Genomic DNA, 20,483 nt, shown 5'->3' with positions numbered 1-20,483 from the left:
CGGCAGTGCCGGGATTAACCCTTGCCTTTTACACTGCCAATAAAGGTTTTTCGGGCTGAAGTTGAGCCCAAATGTTCCGCCTCGTTCAACAATTTCAGCGCCTTATCGACATCACCGGATTTCACCGCGTCTTTAATCGCTTGGTTGAAGTAGTTTTCAGTCTCGCTCAGCATCGGTTCTGCCGGTTTCACAGGCGCTGGCGCTGGTGCCGCGACCGCCGCAGTTTGTGTGCTGCCTACCACAACAGGAGGCGAAGCCGGTGCTGACTGAATTAAGCCTATCATCACGTTACCCATGCCTTGCTCGGCAGTGGCTTTGATTTTTAGGTTGCCCGTAGGCGTATGCTTAGCAATTGGATCTGGGATGTCCGGTACTGCGTTACCCACGCCCATGGCATAAGCCTTAGCGGGATCGAGCAGCTTAGTGGTTTTAGCCAGATCTTCACGGGTGGTATAGACCAACAGATAAATCTGTTTCTGGCCCAACGCAGGTGTCAGTTTCATCACCCCTTGCAGACGGTCGCTGGTCATGATGCCGGCTTTTTCATAGGTGAAATAGCTGGCAGGATAATAAGCTGCTGGGCGCATTTGCTCATCGAGCACCAAGACGCTTGGCGAGTACAACTGGTTATCCGCCACTAGGCTACTGAGCGTGATTTCCATCGAGCCACGGTCTGCGGGCAATGCAAAGGCCGCAACCGCACCTTCAATGTTCCCTTGCGAGATTTGTGGGCTGACAGACGTAAGTTTGACGTCTTGCGTTGTAGGTGGCACTAATGGCTGCCACGGCAACTGCTGTAGAGTGGCAGTACTGATTGTCGGCGCGATAGACACATTCGCCGGAGATATCGTTGATTCGGCCTGCACTGCCAGAGGTGCGGTGACCCCTAGAGCCAATGCCAAACAGAGTGTCAGCAGATTCTTTTTCATTGTTATACCTTATACATTGAGCGTCAGCGCTAACTGTGCACAGGCAAGGTCGGCAGAGTTAACCAATGATTCCCGTCAAACTTCAAGTTGCCTGCACCTTGGCGACCACTTGAATGATTGCGGGTGTCTCGCTTTATCTTATTGGAAACGGGCCGTAACCCACCTCATCAAAACAGGACAGCCGCCCCTAAGGACGGCTGCAACACGACTGTTACCACCAAGCTTCGAATTGTGCACCGAAGGTCACTTCGTTGTTCTTACCGCGGCTGTCAGTACCAATCGTACCGTTTTGCGCTAAACCATTATCCGGGCTGCCTGACACATTGTTGTAGCCCCACTTCTCATCCCAATTGGCATAAGTTGCGAAGATACGGATTGCCGGACGTGACCAAATGCTGTCGCCTGCCTGCCATTGTTGTGCCAGAGTCAGTTTGTACTGGCCGTTACGCTCGCCGGTATGTTGTGACTTCACATTGTCATAGCCAGCTTCCAGCAAGGTACTCATGATAGGGGTCCATTTGTACATTGGACGCACACCCACGCTGTACCAAGTAGTCCCGTTGTTGTTATCCCAATCAGTATCTTGGTATAACGCGACGTACATCATGTCCCACTTCTCGGCCAGATTGATGGCACCGTGGTCGATAACACGCAGCATATGGCCGTTATTATTGATTGATGCCCCTTGAGAATGACCGCTGTTATAGGAGGTCATGGAGTCAGTGGCATATTGGATAACAAATTTGTTAAAGCCACCCATCATGCTTTGGGTGTGTTCAGTGGTCAGCATCACGCCATCTTTCGATGCGCCCGGTGCTAATGCATAATCGTCTTGGGTATTGGCGCGGCCATAATCGACACCAAACTCAAGTGTGCCGCCTGGGTTAGTTTCTAAACCGGCTAAGCGAATGTCGTACACATCGTTGACAGTGTGGTCGGCATCTTTACGTTGATTGTCGATCCAAGCACTTGAACCGCCCGCTTCAGAGTTACGCGTAGCAGCCACAGATAACTTACCGAAGCCCAGATCAATAGCCTCTAAACCTGCACCTGGACCAGAAATGTCCCAGTAGTAGAAGTCAATCATATGGACGTCATGACGTTGATAGAAGCGTTTACCCGCCCACATGGTGGACCCTGGCAACCATTCGATCAGATTTTTACCCTGCACGTTGGCTTCACGGAAAGCCGGTGATGTGGATTCCCAGTCATCACGTTGTGAAACGGAATAGGCGACGTTAGTATCGAAGTAGAAGCTCTTATCACCTTCTTTCCACAACTCTTGGCCTAACTTAATTTCCGCATACGTCTCACATTCGTTACCCAAACGGTATTTACTTTGAGCACCGGTTGCTTTGAAACATTGTTGCTCGCCACCACTTGCTGTCCAGCCGATACCGGAACGCGCGTACCCGTGGAAATCAACAGCCATCGCTTGAGTGGAAAGGACACCAGCGGCAACAGCCAGTGCTATCGGTAACTTGCGCAGAGTAGTCATCAGTAATCTCCTGTTATATTTGCCTTTTGGCATGCGTGCTTAACATTTTCCGTCGCAGGGCGTTGCTATCACTAGACACCCAGCTCTTGGTAAAGCCGTTTACACGCAGTGCCATCTTCACGGAACAGATGACAACGTTGTGGAGGCAAACCGATGGCGAATGTTGCACCTTCTTCTACCAGCACCACGTCGTTCTGGCGGTAAACCAGGTTCTGACGTATTGCCGGGATTTGGATATGAATTTGAGTCTCGTTACCCAGTTGCTCGACCACTTGAATCTCGCCTTCCAGCGTGACTTCAGAGGCGCTGCTTGGCAGCAAATGTTCCGGGCGGATCCCCAAAGACATATTCGCGCCGACATGAACCCGAGTGCCCTCTACCGGTAGCCACACTAATTGGCCATTTGGGTTGGGTAGCTCTATTTGCACTTGGTTTGGTTCAACGGCGGTCACTTTAACCGGTAAAAAATTCATTTTTGGCGAGCCGATAAAGCCCGCGACAAAGCGATTGGCTGGGTAGTGGTACAGCTCGAGTGGCTTACCTACCTGCGCAACATTGCCCGCATCGAGCACCACAATTTTGTCGGCCAATGTCATGGCTTCGACCTGATCATGGGTGACGTAAATCATGGTGCGTTGCAGGCGCTTATGGAGGCGCGATATCTCAATGCGCATCTGCACTCGTAGTGCGGCATCCAAGTTAGATAACGGTTCATCGAGCAAGAAAACATCGGGCTCCGCGACCAAGGTACGGCCAATCGCCACACGCTGACGCTGCCCGCCTGATAACGCTTTTGGCCGGCGGTCCAACAGGTGAGCCAGCTGTAGCACTTCTGCTACCTGATTCACCCGTTGGTTGATTTCGGCTTTCTTTGCGCCCGCCAATTTCAGGCCAAACGACATGTTTTCGGCCACAGACAGATGGGGATAAAGTGCATAGGACTGAAACACCATGCCGATGCCGCGCTCAGAAGGCGGTACATCGTTCATGCGCTTACCGCCAATCAACAACTCACCCGAGGTAATGTCCTCAAGACCGGCAATCATCCGCAGCAGCGTTGACTTTCCACATCCGGATGGGCCAACAAACACCACAAATTCACCGTCATCGATTTCCAAATTGATATCTCTGGAAATCACAGCCTCACCAAAGGCCTTATAAACGCCACTCAGCGTTACATTAGCCATCTGTTACTCCTTTGCTTACGCAAACAACTTTTCAAAAAACTTGAATGAAGAAAAATGGCGGAAGCAAATCCCGGCATAGCCCGTCGATAACTCCCAGCCCTGATGACTCTCTTGCTACGCGTCGTTCCGCCAAGCTTTGAGCCGGTTGCCCCGGACGACGTCGCGGCCTGAGTATAGGGCTGCACGTTAATTAACGCTTCAACGTCTTGATCTGGCTGGGTAAAAACTAACCAAACAACCACATTAAAGGGGCCACTTAGCTGCGATGGCGCTGGCGCTGCTTTTCAATGAGGGCTGTTTTTTCAATGTTGGCGATAATGCGGCAGTGCGACTGTTTGGTAATCATCCGTAACAAAGTTTTTCATGGGGGAGGAGATGGGAGGATGAGGGAACGAATAGGTGGGGTAGAAGTTCCACCGTAAATACAAATACGTGATCTCCCTTGCAAATTTCGACCTACATTATTGTGCCTAACACCACAGAATAGGCAGCAATGTTAACTGGCTCACATTTACTCGCTGGGGGGCGTAGAGGGGGGGAGGATGATGCTGTATCCGGTTGTGACTCAATATGTCAGCGTAATGTATTAGTCAGTGTAATAACTTGTTTGCAGCTCAACATTTTTGCAACGCTGCCACACCCTCCTCACTGAGTGACTCAAGGCAACAGCGGCCTGAAAACAGCAGGCAAACTTAATTGCCAATAATGGTTCACCAAAAAGTGAGTACCCACAAAATTGGATAAAAGGATTGGATTATGACTCGCAGCTTCACAAAATCCGGCATAAGTAAGACCGCACGTGTTTTGGCCCTTTCAGCGTTAACGACGCTGGTGCTCTCTTCCTCTGCTTTTGCCAAAATTGAAGAAGGTAAACTGGTTATCTGGATCAATGGTGATAAAGGCTATAACGGGCTGGCAGAAGTCGGTAAGAAATTTGAGAAAGACACCGGCATCAAAGTCACCGTCGAGCATCCAGATAAATTAGAAGAGAAATTCCCGCAAGTCGCCGCAACGGGTGATGGCCCAGATATCATCTTCTGGGCGCATGACCGTTTTGGCGGCTACGCGCAGTCTGGCTTACTGGCTGAATTGACGCCGTCAAAAGCCTTCCAAGAAAAACTGTTCCCGTTCACTTGGGATGCCGTTCGCTTTAATGGCAAGTTGATTGGTTACCCTGTGGCAGTCGAAGCGCTGTCACTGATTTACAATAAAGACTTGGTCAAAGAAGCGCCTAAGACATGGGAAGAGATCCCTGCGCTGGATAAAACACTGCGTGCCAATGGCAAAAGCGCCATCATGTGGAACCTGCAAGAACCCTACTTCACTTGGCCACTCATTGCGGCTGATGGCGGTTACGCCTTCAAATCTGAAAACGGTGTTTACGACGTGAAAAACGTGGGCGTGAACAATGCCGGTGCGAAAGCAGGTCTGCAATTTATTGTCGATCTGGTGAAAAATAAGCACATCAATGCGGATACCGATTACTCCATCGCAGAAGCAGCCTTTAATAAAGGTGAAACAGCGATGACCATCAATGGCCCATGGGCATGGTCCAACATTGATAAGAGCAAAATTAATTATGGCGTGACCTTACTGCCAACCTTCCATGGACAACCCTCTAAGCCATTCGTCGGTGTTCTGACGGCAGGGATTAATGCCGCCAGCCCGAATAAAGAACTCGCTACTGAATTCTTGGAAAACTACCTGATTACTGACCAAGGTCTGGCTGAAGTCAACAAAGACAAGCCTTTAGGCGCAGTAGCACTGAAGTCATTCCAAGAACAATTGGCAAAAGACCCTCGTATTGCGGCTACCATGGATAACGCCACTAAAGGCGAAATCATGCCGAATATTCCACAAATGGCCGCCTTCTGGTATGCCACCCGTAGTGCGGTGCTGAACGCCATTACTGGGCGTCAAACCGTGGAAGCTGCACTGAACGACGCAGCAGCACGTATCACCAAATAACAGCATCACCTGCAAAAGGGGCATAGTTCGCTATGCCCCAACACGGTTTGCGGTGGCGTTAACCGCTTACGCCGCAGCAACTTCAAGTACGAAGAGTAGAAAGGGAATATTATGCAGTTATCCCACACCGAATATGAAAGCCGTAAAAAGAGAGTTGCCTGGTGGCAAAGTGATGTCCTTAAATGGCTGGTTATCGGCGCATTAAGTCTCTTCACCTGCTATTTGATCGTGTTGATGTATTCTCAAGGTGAATATCTTTTTGCCATTGTCACGCTGATTCTGGTGAGTCTGGGACTCTATGTTTTCGCTAATCGCCGCGCTTATGCATGGCGTTATGTTTATCCTGGCGTGGCTGGGATGGGGTTGTTTGTTCTATTCCCCCTGATTTGCACCATTGCCATCGCGTTTACCAACTATAGCAGCACCAACCAATTAACCTTCGAGCGTGCTCAATCCGTCTTGATGGACCGGCAGTTCCAAACCGGTAAAACTTTTGCCTTTGGCCTGTATCCGAGTGATGACCAATGGCGCTTGCAACTGACCAACCCAGACGATAATACCGTCCTGATTTCTGAGCCTTTTAGCTTCGATACTGTTGGTGAACATAAATTAAAAGTCACCCCAGCTAGCGCGGAACAAACCGGCGAACGCGCGTCACTGCGGATCATTACCCAGAATCGCCAAGCATTAAGCAGCTTAGTGGCTACCTTGCCTGATGGGGGCGAATTGCGCATGAGTTCACTGCGCCAATTCTCCGGAACCAGCCCACTCTACAAACTGGCTGATGATGGCCAAGAACTGATCAACAAGCAGACAGGGGTCGTCTATCGGCCTAATACGGATATCGGTTTCTATCAAGCCGTGAATGCTGATGGGCAGTGGGAAAATGAAAAACTCAGCCCCGGCTTTACCGTCACCATTGGCTGGAAAAACTTCCTGCGAGTGCTGCACGATGAAGGTATCCAGAAACCCTTTATCTCTATTTTCATCTGGACCATCCTGTTTTCCGTCATCAGCGTCGTCCTCACGGTTGCCGTTGGCATGATACTAGCCTGCGTGGTGCAATGGGATGCCCTAAAAGGCAAAGCCATCTACCGGGTGCTCCTGATCTTGCCCTATGCGGTACCTTCATTTATTTCTATTTTGATTTTCAAAGGGTTATTTAACCAAAGCTTCGGGGAAATTAACCTGATGCTTAACCAACTGTTTGGCATTAAGCCTGAATGGTTTAGCGATCCACTCACCGCCAAGAGCATGATTGTGATTGTGAATACGTGGCTCGGTTACCCCTACATGATGATTCTGTGCATGGGATTACTCAAAGCCATCCCCGATGATTTATATGAAGCCTCAGCAATGGATGGCGCAGGCCCGTTCCAGAACTTTTTCCGGATTACCTTCCCGTTACTGATTAAGCCGTTAACACCGCTGATGATTGCCAGTTTTGCCTTTAATTTTAATAACTTTGTGCTGATTCAGTTATTAACCCGAGGCGGCCCAGATATGATTGGTACCAGCACCCCTGCGGGATATACCGATTTGCTGGTCAACTACACCTATCGTGTCGCCTTTGAAGGTGGCGGTGGGCAGGACTTTGGGCTGGCAGCGGCTATCGCAACGTTGATTTTCATACTGGTAGGCGCGCTCGCGATACTGAATTTGAAAGCCAGCAAAATGAATTTTGACTAAGGAGGAGATGCAGATGGCTATGGTTCAACCTAAATCCCAACGTTTGCGTCTATTAGGCACCCATTTTCTCATGCTGTGCTTTATCGCGCTGATCATGTTCCCGCTGCTGATGGTCATTACCATTTCACTGCGGCCGGGTAACTTCGCGACCGGCAGTTTGATCCCCGACCAAATTTCGTGGGAGCACTGGAAGCTAGCCTTGGGTATCAGCATCACCCATGCAGACGGTAGCGTAACGCCACCGCCGTTCCCCGTCATGTTGTGGCTATGGAACTCCGTTAAGATTGCGGTGATCACGGCAATTGGCATTGTTTCACTGTCGACAACTTGTGCCTATGCCTTTGCCCGTATGCGTTTTCGCGGTAAAAACACCCTGCTGAAAAGTATGCTGATTTTCCAAATGTTCCCTGCGGTGCTATCACTGGTGGCCTTGTACGCCCTCTTCGACCGCCTCGGGCAATATATGCCGTTTATCGGTCTGAATACCCACGGCGGCGTGATATTTGCTTATATGGGGGGGATAGCGCTACACGTTTGGACGATCAAGGGCTACTTCGAAACCATTGATAACTCACTGGAGGAAGCCGCAGCCTTAGACGGTGCGACTCCGTGGCAAGCTTTCCGGCTGGTACTGTTACCGCTGTCGGTCCCTATTTTAGCCGTGGTGTTTATTCTGTCGTTTATTGCCGCCATCACCGAAGTACCGGTCGCCTCATTGTTACTGCGTGATGTGGAGAGTTACACCTTGGCGGTGGGAATGCAGCAATATCTGAATCCACAAAACTACCTGTGGGGCGACTTTGCCGCTGCCGCTGTGCTTTCTGCCATCCCTATCACCACCGTCTTCCTGCTAGCACAACGCTGGTTGGTCGGTGGCCTAACCGCCGGTGGGGTGAAAGGTTAGATTGGTGCTAAAGGGATGACTGTTCCTACGGGCGCTCCGGTCGCTTACGCGACTACGGCCCCAACGGAACATTTCCCCTTCGATTAGCATTATCAGTTATCTGAATTTATGCCGCTGCTTCACTTGCTGTACTTTAATCCTCTGGTACTGTGTCTTTAGGGCGGCCTCGCGGCCGCCATTTTTATTTTATATCCCAAACACGGCTTACCCGCAGGTTACTCTCGTTTTAAACGATCCGTATTCGCCAAATACAACGTCACCACCAACAACAAAATTGAACCCGAATAAATCAGCGTATCAATCGGATTTTCATGATCGACGATGATTAGCCGAATAATGGCCGTGATACCGATATAGATAAAGTAGCGTAGTGGGAAGTGATAGCCTGATTCAAAGTACTTAACAATCAAGGCAATAAACTCGAAATACAGGAAATAAATCACAATGCCTTCAATCAGCATATATGACGAGGTTTCCTGATTATTGACAAATAGCATCTGCCCCAGATGAATGGTTTCTTTCACTAAAAAAACCACCAAAATCGCCGCGAGAACAATTAATCCTGCATTCAATAAGCGCTGTAGATTTTTGGCGACCCATTGAGAACGCGAATTTTTGGCCATAAATCCCCCCTGTTAAAGTTGGAAAATTATCCGAGCCAAAAAAAGCCCCTTACTGAGTAAGGGGCTAACAAGCACGGATCAAGAGCTTAAGCCGGTAAGCTTAACGCCAGTTCTTGAAACGGTTAATCAACGCATTCGTTGAGCTGTCATGGCTGGTGACCGCTTTATCGTCTGCCAGCTCTGGCAAAATGCGGTTAGCCAGTTGTTTGCCCAGTTCAACACCCCATTGGTCGAAGGTGTAAATGTTGAGGATAATGCCTTGCGTGAAGATTTTGTGCTCATACAGCGCAATTAAAGCCCCCAGACTGAATGGCGTAATTTCACGCAGCAGGATGGAGTTCGTTGGGCGGTTACCCTCAAACACTTTGAACGGCGCAACATGAGCCACTTGTTCAGGCGTTTTACCGGCAGCGGCAAATTCCGCTTCAACGTCAGCCAGTGATTTACCAAACGCCAGTGCTTCCGTCTGCGCAAAGAAGTTGGACAGCAGCTTAGCGTGATGATCACTTAATGGGTTATGGCTGATAGCGGGCGCGATAAAATCACAAGGGACCAATTTGGTGCCTTGGTGAATCAACTGATAGAACGCGTGCTGACCGTTGGTTCCCGGTTCGCCCCAGATGATTGGCCCCGTCTGGTAATCCACTGGGTGACCATTACGGTCCACATACTTACCGTTAGATTCCATATTGCCTTGCTGGAAGTAAGCAGGGAAACGGTGCATGTATTGATCATAAGGCAGGATAGCTTCGGTTTCTGCGCCGAAGAAATTGTTGTACCAGATACCAATCAGCGCCAACAAGATAGGCAGGTTCTGTTCGGCAGGGGTTTCAGCAAAGTGTTTATCCATCGCATGTGCGCCACTGAGCATTGCTTCGAAATGTTCAAAGCCTACTGACAACGCGATAGACAGACCGATCGCTGACCACAGGGAATAACGACCGCCGACCCAATCCCAGAACTCAAACATGTTGTTGGTATCAATACCAAACTCGCCAACTGCTTTAGCATTGGTGGACAATGCCGCAAAATGTTTAGCCACATGTTTCACATCACTGGCAGTAGACAAGAACCAGTCACGCGCGCTGTGGGCGTTGGTCATGGTTTCTTGGGTGGTGAAGGTTTTAGATGCCACTAAGAACAGCGTCGTTTCTGGGTTCAGTGGTTTCAACGTTTCTGCAATGTGAGTGCCATCAACGTTAGAAACAAAATGCATATTCAGATGATTTTTGTAGGGGCGCAGCGCTTCAGTCACCATGTAAGGACCGAGGTCTGAGCCACCGATACCGATATTCACCACATCAGTAATGGCTTTACCGGTATAGCCTTTCCACTCACCGCTGATCACGCGATCGCAGAACTGTTTCATTTTCGCCAGCACCGCATTCACTTCTGGCATCACATCCTTGCCATCGACAACAATCGGCGTATTGCTGCGATTACGCAATGCCACATGCAACACGGCACGGTCTTCAGTGCGGTTGATTTTCTCGCCCGAGAACATGGACTTAATGGCGCCCGCTAAATCGGTTTCTTTCGCCAGAGCTTGCAGCTTTTCTAGGGTTTCGCTGGAAATACGGTTTTTGGAGAAATCCACCAGCATTTGATCGTCAAAGGTGGCTGAAAACTTGCTAAAACGCTGGTCGTCCTTGGCAAACAGATCGCGGATTGTGACGTCCTTCATCTGTTCAAAGTGTTGCTGTAACGCTTTCCAGGCAGCGGTTTGACTAGGATTGATATTTTTCATAGCGGCGCTCTTCTAGGCTTAAGGATAATGAAACGAATGGCCTAATTGTATCCTGTTCGGGTGTGATTGAGATCTCTTTTCTTGCGATAGGTGTTATCTCTCGAAACAACACTTGATCTCATCCCTGTTTTCTTGCTACGCCAGTTCGTCTTTAGAGTTTCAATCTTAGCAGTCGTCCATATCTCAGCCAGTATCCAGTTAATTTAGTGATATGACGGAGCTAATTATTAAAGATGAAAATACATCATGGTCATATCGTTGACAGAGAACGCATAACCCGTTATTCCTAAACACCTACTTGCGCACTCAGTGCGTAAGCCAGAAGAGGTGCGTCGCCCAGGTAAAATGTCGGAGGAGCCGTAATCCGCTGAAGACATTCGAGGGGGAGCGACGCCGAGGCACGATGACTTCGGCTATCAACGTGTCGACTGCAGGGGCTGAATCCCCTGGGTTGTCACCCATGCCGTTCCTTTCGGGCGGTCAACAAGGTGGAGCGCTTCTGGGTGTAACGTAGTGTTATTTCTACGCCTGCCCCCTGACTTACCGCTCTTTCCTTGTGCCAAGGCGAATACAGATGACCACCCAAGATGGCATCCCTGACACGAGGTTTTAAATGAATTGCGCAACACAACAACAGACTAACCGCACTTCTTCTGCGACCGTGGTGGCCAAATTTGGTGGCACCAGTGTGGCTGATTTTGATGCCATGAACCGCAGCGCTGATGTGGTTTTATCGAACCCGGATGTTCGTTTGGTGATCTTGTCGGCTTCTGCCGGTATTACCAATCTGTTGGTCGCCCTTGCCGATGGCTGCGAGCCTGAACAGCGCGAACAGCATTTAGATGACATTCACCGCATTCAAGACGCGATTCTCGTTAAACTCGGTAATCCCGTCGTGATCCGTGAAGAAATTGAACGCATGCTGGAAAATATTGCGATGCTGTCTGAAGCCGCCAGCTTGGCGACGTCGGCGGCCCTGACCGATGAGTTAGTCAGTCACGGCGAATTAATGTCGACGCTGCTGTTTGTCGAATTGCTGCGCCAGCGCCAAGTTGCCGTCGAATGGTTTGATGTGCGTAAAATCATGCGCACCAATGACCGTTTCGGCCGTGCTGAACCTGATACTGTGGCATTAGCTGAATTGGCTCAAGCTCAATTAGCACCCCGTATTGAGCACGCCATCATCGTGACTCAAGGGTTTATTGGCAGCGAAAGCAAAGGCAGAACAACGACGCTGGGCCGTGGCGGCAGTGATTATACTGCGGCCCTATTGGGTGAGGCACTCAACGTCAGCCGCATTGATATCTGGACTGACGTGCCGGGGATTTACACAACCGATCCACGTGTGGTGCCCGCAGCAAAACGCATCGATAAGATTGCATTTGAAGAAGCGGCTGAAATGGCGACGTTTGGTGCCAAAGTACTGCATCCGGCCACGCTATTACCCGCCGTTCGTAGCGATATTCCGGTATTTGTTGGGTCAAGCAAAGATCCCGCCGCAGGTGGCACTCTGGTGTGCAATAAAACCGAAAATCCACCCTTGTTCCGTGCTTTAGCACTGCGCCGCAAACAAACCTTGCTCACGTTGCACAGCCTAAACATGTTGCATGCACGCGGTTTTCTGGCTGAAGTGTTTAACATTTTGGCGCGCCACAATATTTCAGTGGATTTGATTACCACTTCTGAAGTGAGTGTCGCACTGACGCTGGATACCACCGGTTCAACATCTATCGGTGATAGCCTGCTGACCACTTCACTACTGACCGAGCTTTCTTCTCTGTGCCGTGTGGAAGTAGAAGAGGATCTGGCGCTGGTGGCGATTATCGGCAACGACCTGTCTCAGTCTTGCGGTGTGGGGAAAGAAGTGTTTGGCGTACTCGATCCATTCAATATTCGCATGATTTGCTACGGGGCCAGCAGCCATAATCTTTGCTTCCTGATTCCGGGCAGTGATGCCGAGAAAGTGGTGCAAACGCTGCATCATAATTTGTTTGAATAATGATTGGTTCGAGCATGAGTAATATGTGACTTGAACAACATGCCGTTTGAATAATAACCAGCGTTATAATATAAACAGATTGTAAACCGGACACTTGCGTCCGGTTTTTTCATATTTCTGACACTGACGATTAAGGACTCTCGCTTCATGTTGGTAAAAATCACCCGTCTGTTCCCGCTATGGGCATTGCTGCTCTCAGTCGCAGCCTATTTCCGACCGAGCACTTTTATCGGTATTGGCCCCTATGTTGGCCCACTATTGATGTTGATTATGTTTGCCATGGGGGTCACCCTACGGCTAGATGATTTCAAACGTGTGCTGTCACGCCCAGCCCCCGTAGCAGCAGCGACTTTTCTGCATTACCTGATTATGCCGCTCACCGCATGGATTCTCGCGATCCTTTTCCGCATGCCACCCGATCTCTCTGCTGGCATGGTACTGGTGGGGAGTGTTGCCAGTGGAACGGCATCAAATGTGATGATTTACCTCGCAAAAGGTGATGTTGCACTGTCGGTGACAATCTCTGCCGTCTCAACACTGGTGGGTGTTTTTGCCACTCCACTTCTGACCCGTTTCTATGTTGATGCCACTATCAGTGTTGATGTCGTCGGGATGCTAAAAAGTATTCTGCAAATCGTGGTTATCCCGATTACGGCGGGTTTGATTGTCCACCATACCTTTACCAAAACCATTAAGCGCATTGAGCCTTATCTTCCGGCGATGTCGATGGTTTGTATTGTGGCTATCATCAGTGCTGTGGTGGCGGGTAGCCAAAGCCATATTGCTTCCGTCGGGTTTGTGGTGATTATTGCGGTTATCCTGCATAACGGCATTGGCCTATTAAGCGGCTACTGGGGTGGGAAATTGTTTGGTTTTGATGAATCGACTTGCCGCACATTGGCAATTGAAGTCGGTATGCAAAACTCAGGACTGGCCGCCACACTGGGGAAAATTTACTTCTCACCGTTGGCCGCCCTACCCGGCGCGCTGTTCTCGGTATGGCACAACCTCTCCGGCTCATTGCTCGCGGGTTATTGGTCAGGCAAGCCGGTGAATAAAGATAAGAAATAACGTGTCGTCAATAAAATGCCTGACGCTGTTGGGCATTTTCTATCTCCCCCATCAGATACCATGCTCAAAAACGTACTGCATTATGGTTTTTATTAAATGCGGATTAAAAAAAGGAGATAGCCATTGCGGCTATCTCCTTTTATTTGTCGAATGAACACGTTGAGCTGTTAGAAATTAATCCGCATCGTAGCCCAAATTGGGCGCTAACCAGCGTTCAACTTCTGCCACTGGCATCCCTTTGCGCGCGGCATAGTCTTCGACCTGATCCCGCTGAATCTGCGCGACGGCAAAGTACTTGCTGTCGGGATGACTGAAGTACCAGCCTGATACCGATGCGCCTGGCCACATAGCGTAAGACTCGGTCAGCTTCATTCCCGTGTGAGTTTCCACATCGAGCAACTGCCAGATTTGGCCTTTTTCGGTGTGCTCTGGGCAAGCGGGATAGCCTGGTGCAGGGCGAATGCCCTGATAGTTTTCACGCACCAGTTCTTCATTGCTCAGGTTTTCATGAGGCGCAAACCCCCAATATACTTTACGCACCTGCTCATGCAGATATTCAGCGAAAGCCTCCGCCAAACGGTCCGACAATGCCTTAATCATGATTTTGTTGTAGTCATCATGCTGCGCATCATAGGCGTCCGCCAATGCGTCTTCTTCCAAGCCACCCGTCACGGCAAATGCGCCAAAATAATCCGCTTTGCCGCTGGCTTTCGGGGCGACATAATCGGCCAAGCAATAGTTCGGGAAGTCGGTTTTCTCGGTTTGCTGGCGCAAATGATGGCTGACTACCAGCACGTCATCACGGCGCTCATCGCGGTAGATTTCGATGTCATCCCCTACACTGTTGGCAGGGAACAGGCCGACGACACCTTTAGGATGCAGCAATCCTTCTACTGACAGTTTATCCAGCATGTCATTAGCATCAGCAAACAGGCGCTTAGCTTCTTCGCCGACAACCTCATCCTCCAGAATGCGCGGATACTTGCCCGCCAACGACCACGTCATAAAGAATGGCGTCCAGTCGATGTAATTGCGCAGAGTTTCAATGCTCGCTTCCACCGCTTGTACACCTAACTTGTGCGCCACGGGCGGCGTGTAGTTTTCCCAATCAATGACGGTTTGGTTATCCCGCGCAGTTTGTAAGCTGACAGGCGGAGTACGTGGTTTTTTACGCGCATGTTGAATACGGACGGTTTCATACTCTTTGCGCGTTTTAGCAACAAAATCATCGCGCTGTGTATCCGATAACAACGCGGAAACCACACCAACACTGCGCGAAGCATTTGAAACATAGGTCGTCGAGCCGCTGTAGTTCTGCTCGATTTTAACCGCGGTATGCGCTTTGGACGTGGTCGCACCGCCAATCAGCAACGGCAAGGTAAAACCTTGGCGCTCCATCTCTTTCGCCACGTTCACCATTTCATCCAGCGACGGCGTTATCAGACCAGATAAGCCGATGATATCCACGTTTTCTTCTCGTGCTGTACGCAGAATCTTTTCCGTCGGCACCATCACGCCAAGATCGATAATTTCGTAGTTATTACACTGCAATACTACGCCAACGATGTTTTTACCGATGTCATGAACATCGCCTTTTACCGTCGCCAGCAGGATTTTACCCGCCGTTGTTCCTTTCTGTTTGCTGGCCTCAATATAAGGTTCGAGGTAGGCCACCGCCTGTTTCATCACCCTCGCGGATTTCACCACCTGCGGTAGGAACATCTTCCCTTCGCCAAACAGGTCGCCGACCACATTCATCCCAGCCATCAATGGCCCTTCAATCACTTCAATGGGGCGATCAGCTTGCTGGCGGGCCTCTTCGGTATCCGCTTCGATAAACTCAGTAATGCCTTTGACCAGTGAGTACTCCAAGCGTTTCACGACTGGCCAGCCGCGCCATTCTGCTTGTTGAATCGCCACTTCATCACTTTTACTGCTACGGTATTTTTCTGCCAGATCCAGTAAGCGCTCGGTGCTGTCACTGCGGCGGTTGAGAATGACATCCTCGACGGCATCACGCAGCTCATCGGATAAATCATCATAAATCGCCAACTGACCCGCGTTCACGATCCCCATGTCCATCCCGTTACGAATGGCGTAATACAAGAACACCGCGTGGATCGCTTCACGCACCGGATCGTTACCCCGGAAGGAGAAGGAAACGTTGGAGACGCCGCCGGAAATCATGGCATGAGGCAGCTCAGCTTTGATATCCGCGCAAGCCTCAATAAAATCAACAGCGTAGTTGTTATGCTCTTCGATCCCTGTTGCCACAGCAAAAATATTCGGGTCGAAAATAATATCTTCCGGCGGGAAGCCCACCGTTTCAGTCAAAATCTTGTAGGCACGTCGACAAATCTCGATTTTACGGGCGCGGGTATCTGCCTGTCCCACCTCATCAAATGCCATCACAACCATGGCGGCACCATAGCGACGAACCAATTTGGCATGGTGAATAAAGGCTTCTTCGCCTTCTTTCATTGAAATTGAGTTAACAATGCCTTTGCCCTGAATGCATTTCAGCCCTTTTTCGATCACATCCCATTTGGAGGAGTCGATCATGATTGGAACGCGCGCGATATCAGGCTCACCGGCAATCAGATTGAGAAAACGTACCATGGCCGCTTCTGCGTCCAGCATCCCCTCATCCATGTTGATATCGATGATCTGCGCGCCGCTTTCCACTTGTTGGAGCGCAACTTCCAAGGCTTCGTCGTATTTATCTTCTTTTATCAACCGTTTGAATCGAGCAGAACCGGTCACGTTGGTACGCTCACCGACGTTAACAAACAGTGTGTTAGCATCGATAGTCAGGGGTTCCAGCCCCGCCAAACGACAAGCTACGGGGATATCAGGTAAAGGACGCGGCGGCACACCTTCGACCGCTTTCGCCATCGCCGCGATATGCTGTGGTGTGGTGCCGCAGCAACCACCAACAATATTCAGGAATCCTGCCTGCGCCCACTCGCCAATATGTTCAGCCATTTCTTTGGCATCAAGATCGTATTCACCAAAGGCATTTGGCAACCCAGCGTTTGGGTGAGCACTGACATAATATTCAGAGATGCGCGATAACTCAGCGACATATTGACGTAATTCATCTGGCCCCAAGGCACAGTTCAGGCCAAAGGAGATCGGCTTAACGTGACGTAACGAGTTATAAAACGCTTCCGTCGTTTGACCCGATAACGTTCGGCCCGAGGCATCGGTGATTGTGCCGGAAATCATGACAGGCAACAGCACGCCCATCGCTTCAAATTCGGATTCGACGGCGAAGGTGGCCGCTTTGGCATTCAGGGTATCAAAGACGGTTTCAATCATAATCAGATCGACACCACCCTCAATCAGCGCACGGGTTGATTCCCGATAGGCATCAACCAATTGATCAAAACTGACATTACGGAATGCGGGATCGTTAACCTTTGGGGAGATAGATGCAGTGCGGTTGGTCGGGCCAAGCACCCCAGCGACATAGCGCGGTTTTTCAGGTGTGCGAGCCGTCCATTCATCAGCGCAGATACGGGCCAAACGGGCAGCTTCGTAGTTAATCTCAGCGGACAGTGACTCCATCTGATAATCTGCCATCGCGATGGTGGTCGAGTTGAATGTATTGGTTTCGAGAATATCTGCGCCCGCTTCCAAGTAGGCATTATGTATGGCAGTGATGACTTCCGGCTTAGAAAGGACCAATAAATCATTGTTACCTTTCAGGTCACTTGGCCAATCGGCAAAACGCGCACCGCGATAATCTGCTTCTTCCAGCCGATAGCTCTGGATCATGGTGCCCATACCACCGTCCAGTACCAAAATTCGCTTTGTTAATTGCTGATGCAACGTCTTAATTTTATTATTTGTGACTGTATCCACCACTGCCGCCTCTTTACCCTGTTGCAAAAATAATCCATTCGACATACCCGTCTGTCATCCTAGCACAAGTTACTCATGTAATGAGTCAGCTCACAGTTGAGACTTTTTCAGGTAGAAGAGCAAACTCATCGGATGAGCATTTTTTCGAGTTTGCATGCATAATTGAAAAACGAAAATGAATTCCATAAAAATAAAGATGAGGCTGACTTATGGCATTACCGATTTCAATAAAACGGGGAAAGAAACCTAAGACTGCCGCGCAAACCACCCCTGCAGCAACGGGTCAAGTTCAGTCATTAACACGTGGACTTAAATTATTGGAATATATTTCCGAAGCGCAAGGAAGTGTGGCACTGACGGATTTAGCGCAGCAGGCGGGTTTACCGAACTCAACGACTCATCGCCTTCTGACTACGATGCAACAGCAAGGTTTTGTGCGTCAGGTGGGGGATTTAGGGCTTTGGACCATGGGGGCTCACGCCTTTATTGTCGGCAGTAGCTTTTTGCAAAGCCGTAATCTGCTCGCCATGGTACACCCGATGTTACGGCGTTTGATGGATGAGTCTGGCGAAACGGTAAATTTAGCCGTTTTAGATCATAGCGATTATCAGGCCATCATTATCGATCAGGTGCAATGTACGGCGTTGATGCGAATGTCTGCGCCTATTGGCGGTAAGCTGCCTATGCATGCCTCTGGGGCAGGTAAAGCCTTTCTCTCCACACTAACGGATGAGCAGTTGGTGCAGCTGTTACATAAAAAAGGGTTACATGCCTATACCCAACATACCCGCACCAATCCAGCCAGCTTAAAAGAGAATTTGGCGTTGATTCGCAAGCAAGGCTATTCATTTGATGATGAAGAGCATGCTCTCGGTCTGCGTTGTATCGCTGCTTGTTTGTTCGATGAACACCACGAGGCATTTGCCGCAATCTCGATCTCTGGTCCGGTATCTCGCATTACAGATGATCGCGTTACGGAGTTGGGTGCGTTAGTTATCCATGCAGCGAAAGAGATCACGCAATCCTACGGCGGTGGGAGTCGTAGTTAGAAAAATGGAAGCTCTCATATCGTTCAGAGAGAACAGGCCGATCGTAAAGACGCCGTAAATCCATCCTTGGAGGCTCGAGCCGCGCCGTCCTGGCGCGGACGCTTTACTCTTCTGCCAGCCCTCACCTCACTGCATCAAATGATTCATGCATGATCAATCAAGGTATAGCGATCTAAACTCATCTGAGTGCGTGCAGCATGTCGCTACCCTCAAGAGATCACTCGCTGGGAGAAACGTTGTTTCCGGCGATAGGCAAAAACATCCTCCACATGCCCCTCCCGAATACGCTGCTGCAACCCGCGCCAATAACTGGCGTGGAACAAGTCACTGTGCACTTCCTCAAAGAAGTGCCTGACTTTCGGGTCACTGCATAAGAAATGACGGAATTCCTCAGGGAAGACATCATTGGGTGACACGCTGTACCAAGGTTCGCTGGCCATCTCGTCTTCCGGATAGCGCGGTGGGGGAATATCGCGGAAATTGACCTCTGTCATATAGCAAATTTCATCGTAATCGTAGAACACCACCCGCCCGTGGCGAGTCACACCGAAGTTCTTAAATAGCATGTCGCCGGGGAAGATATTAGCCGCCGCCAACTGTTTGATGGCATTACCGTATTCCTCGATGGCATCTTTCAACTGTTGATCATCCGCCTGTTCCATATAGAGATTCAACGGTGTCATGCGCCGTTCCATATACAGGTGCTTAATGATGATTTGATCGCCTAAATCTTCCAGTTTCTCAGGAACTTCAAGCTGAAGTTCTGCCAACAGCTCTGGGCTGATACGGTGCTTATCAATCACAAAATTTTCGTACTCTTGGGTATCGGCCATACGCCCAACGCGATCGTGCTCCTTAACCAATTGATAGCATTCTAACACCCGCGCCTGAGTGACCTCTTTTTGCGGTGCGAACTGGTCTTTAATGACCTTAAATACGCGATCAAATGATGGTAGGGTAAAGACCAACATCACCATGCCTTTTACGCCGGGAGCAATAATAAACTGCTCGCTAGATTGATGGACGAAAGTGAGGTATTCACGATAGCTTTCAGTTTTACCGTGCTTCTGACAGCCAATCGCCATATATAGCTCAGCTGTCGATTTCCCCGGTAGTATTTCTCGTAGCCATTCGACCAATGCCGCAGGCAGTGGCGCATAAACCATAAAATAGGAGCGAGCAAAGCCAAATACGATGCTGGCTTCGGCCTTACTGGTCAAACAGGTATCGATGAAAAGCGTACCGGACTCATCGTGATGAATCGGTAGCAAAAAGGGGAACACGCCTTCGGGTAAACGCAGTTTACCCACCAACCACGCAGCTTTGTTGCGGTAAAAAAGCTCGTTGGCGATTTGAAAACGGGCCTCACTAAGTTGCTCCTGCGTAAAAGTCTGATGCAGAGAAGCCACAATATAATCGATATCACGAGGCAAATTTTCCCATGGTAATCGCAACGGTAAGTCATTGAGCACCACCTGCAACATGCCACTTATATTGCCTTTTGGCGCAAAATCACGCGCTAATGGCCGAGGGATCTCGCGAAAGCGTCTTTCGGGTTGTGAGCTGAAGACAAACAGCTTATCTGTGGTTAAATCGCGATGCTTAAACAAGCGGCAGTAAACAGAATTAAAAAAGCTTTCAGCGATTTCAAAACGTGGATAGTCCGGTAATAACTCGGTATAAATCTCTTTCACTCGCGCCAAAAATGCGGCATCAAAATGGCGTTGGTCCGTGATGTGTTTTAGCTGTTCAACGACTAATCCCACGTGGTGGTCATAGAGGTGAATACGCTTTTTCATTGCCTGCTGTACTGCGTGCCAATCCGCTTGTTCAAAGCGATGCTGGGCGCTGGCGGTGACTTCCAGAAAACGGCCGTATTGCGCATCGAATCCCTGCAAAATTGTCTGAGCGATTAATTGTTCTAATTTTACCGCCATGCCCACCTCCCACCA

The 20,483-nt window shown here is 49.7% G+C and carries 13 protein-coding genes and 1 riboswitch; of the genes, 6 read left to right on the top strand and 7 right to left on the bottom strand.

Features of this window, described 5'->3' with window-relative positions; translation table 11 throughout:
* Positions 1-14: 14 nt before the first annotated feature.
* From malM to malK, 3 genes are all read right to left on the bottom strand, one after another.
* Positions 15-929 (bottom strand): maltose operon protein MalM, encoded by a 915-nt coding sequence (gene malM / locus DA391_RS01550; protein WP_050082936.1) that lies wholly within the window; start codon positions 927-929, stop codon positions 15-17.
* A gap of 211 nt (positions 930-1,140) precedes the next feature.
* A complete protein-coding gene (locus DA391_RS01545) occupies positions 1,141-2,427 on the bottom strand; it encodes a maltoporin (RefSeq protein WP_050082939.1) in 1,287 nt (428 codons plus the stop codon).
* A gap of 71 nt (positions 2,428-2,498) precedes the next feature.
* Positions 2,499-3,614: a maltose/maltodextrin ABC transporter ATP-binding protein MalK gene (malK, locus tag DA391_RS01540; RefSeq protein ID WP_019212308.1), complete on the bottom strand. Its 1,116-nt coding sequence runs from the start codon at positions 3,612-3,614 to the stop codon at positions 2,499-2,501.
* 756 nt (positions 3,615-4,370) lie between these two features.
* On the opposite strand from malK, the gene malE reads away from it, so the two are divergent.
* From malE to malG, 3 genes are all read left to right on the top strand, one after another.
* Entirely contained in the window at positions 4,371-5,582 is a 1,212-nt protein-coding gene (gene malE / locus DA391_RS01530; protein WP_019212307.1) for a maltose/maltodextrin ABC transporter substrate-binding protein MalE, read from the top strand.
* Between the two features lie 111 nt (positions 5,583-5,693).
* The gene (malF, locus tag DA391_RS01525; RefSeq protein ID WP_050286677.1) at positions 5,694-7,271 is read left to right on the top strand and encodes a maltose ABC transporter permease MalF; all 1,578 of its coding nucleotides are present in this window, start codon (positions 5,694-5,696) and stop codon (positions 7,269-7,271) included.
* A gap of 13 nt (positions 7,272-7,284) precedes the next feature.
* A complete protein-coding gene (malG, locus tag DA391_RS01520) occupies positions 7,285-8,175 on the top strand; it encodes a maltose ABC transporter permease MalG (protein WP_019212305.1) in 891 nt (296 codons plus the stop codon).
* Positions 8,176-8,390: 215 nt separating this feature from the next.
* Here malG and psiE read toward each other — a convergent pair whose 3' ends face one another.
* Together psiE and pgi are read right to left on the bottom strand one after the other, a co-directional pair.
* The gene (psiE, locus tag DA391_RS01515) at positions 8,391-8,798 is read right to left on the bottom strand and encodes a phosphate-starvation-inducible protein PsiE (RefSeq protein ID WP_050082942.1); all 408 of its coding nucleotides are present in this window, start codon (positions 8,796-8,798) and stop codon (positions 8,391-8,393) included.
* Between the two features lie 100 nt (positions 8,799-8,898).
* On the bottom strand, positions 8,899-10,545 hold the full coding sequence (gene pgi, locus DA391_RS01510; RefSeq protein ID WP_108087280.1) for a glucose-6-phosphate isomerase: 1,647 nt from the start codon (positions 10,543-10,545) through the stop codon (positions 8,899-8,901).
* A gap of 314 nt (positions 10,546-10,859) precedes the next feature.
* A riboswitch (Lysine riboswitch) is annotated at positions 10,860-11,052 on the top strand.
* 106 nt (positions 11,053-11,158) lie between these two features.
* On the opposite strand from pgi, the gene lysC reads away from it, so the two are divergent.
* A complete protein-coding gene (lysC, locus tag DA391_RS01505; RefSeq protein WP_050286678.1) occupies positions 11,159-12,544 on the top strand; it encodes a lysine-sensitive aspartokinase 3 in 1,386 nt (461 codons plus the stop codon).
* Between the two features lie 147 nt (positions 12,545-12,691).
* A complete protein-coding gene (gene panS / locus DA391_RS01500) occupies positions 12,692-13,615 on the top strand; it encodes a ketopantoate/pantoate/pantothenate transporter PanS (protein WP_050082946.1) in 924 nt (307 codons plus the stop codon).
* 174 nt (positions 13,616-13,789) lie between these two features.
* On the opposite strand, the gene metH is transcribed toward panS, so the two are convergent.
* A complete protein-coding gene (gene metH / locus DA391_RS01495; RefSeq protein ID WP_072084811.1) occupies positions 13,790-17,485 on the bottom strand; it encodes a methionine synthase in 3,696 nt (1,231 codons plus the stop codon).
* Between the two features lie 206 nt (positions 17,486-17,691).
* Between metH and iclR the strand changes: the two genes are divergently transcribed.
* Entirely contained in the window at positions 17,692-18,531 is an 840-nt protein-coding gene (gene iclR / locus DA391_RS01490; RefSeq protein ID WP_050082950.1) for a glyoxylate bypass operon transcriptional repressor IclR, read from the top strand.
* Between the two features lie 209 nt (positions 18,532-18,740).
* Here the strand turns inward: iclR and aceK are convergent, their stop codons facing one another.
* The gene (aceK, locus tag DA391_RS01485; RefSeq protein WP_108087279.1) at positions 18,741-20,468 is read right to left on the bottom strand and encodes a bifunctional isocitrate dehydrogenase kinase/phosphatase; all 1,728 of its coding nucleotides are present in this window, start codon (positions 20,466-20,468) and stop codon (positions 18,741-18,743) included.
* Positions 20,469-20,483: the final 15 nt, after the last annotated feature.

Origin of the sequence: Yersinia massiliensis (assembly GCF_003048255.1) — a bacterium.
Classification (GTDB): Bacteria; Pseudomonadota; Gammaproteobacteria; order Enterobacterales; family Enterobacteriaceae; genus Yersinia; species Yersinia massiliensis_A.
This window is presented reverse-complemented; position numbering and strand designations above follow the sequence as displayed.

Coding starts and splice junctions, on each gene's coding strand:
- lysC (WP_050286678.1), top strand. CDS start 11,159: ATGAATTGCGCAACACAACAACAGACTAACCGCACTTCTTCTGCGACC.
- malM (WP_050082936.1), bottom strand. CDS start 929: ATGAAAAAGAATCTGCTGACACTCTGTTTGGCATTGGCTCTAGGGGTC.
- panS (WP_050082946.1), top strand. CDS start 12,692: ATGTTGGTAAAAATCACCCGTCTGTTCCCGCTATGGGCATTGCTGCTC.
- malK (WP_019212308.1), bottom strand. CDS start 3,614: ATGGCTAATGTAACGCTGAGTGGCGTTTATAAGGCCTTTGGTGAGGCT.
- aceK (WP_108087279.1), bottom strand. CDS start 20,468: ATGGCGGTAAAATTAGAACAATTAATCGCTCAGACAATTTTGCAGGGA.
- malE (WP_019212307.1), top strand. CDS start 4,371: ATGACTCGCAGCTTCACAAAATCCGGCATAAGTAAGACCGCACGTGTT.
- pgi (WP_108087280.1), bottom strand. CDS start 10,545: ATGAAAAATATCAATCCTAGTCAAACCGCTGCCTGGAAAGCGTTACAG.
- DA391_RS01545 (WP_050082939.1), bottom strand. CDS start 2,427: ATGACTACTCTGCGCAAGTTACCGATAGCACTGGCTGTTGCCGCTGGT.
- psiE (WP_050082942.1), bottom strand. CDS start 8,798: ATGGCCAAAAATTCGCGTTCTCAATGGGTCGCCAAAAATCTACAGCGC.
- iclR (WP_050082950.1), top strand. CDS start 17,692: ATGGCATTACCGATTTCAATAAAACGGGGAAAGAAACCTAAGACTGCC.
- malF (WP_050286677.1), top strand. CDS start 5,694: ATGCAGTTATCCCACACCGAATATGAAAGCCGTAAAAAGAGAGTTGCC.
- malG (WP_019212305.1), top strand. CDS start 7,285: ATGGCTATGGTTCAACCTAAATCCCAACGTTTGCGTCTATTAGGCACC.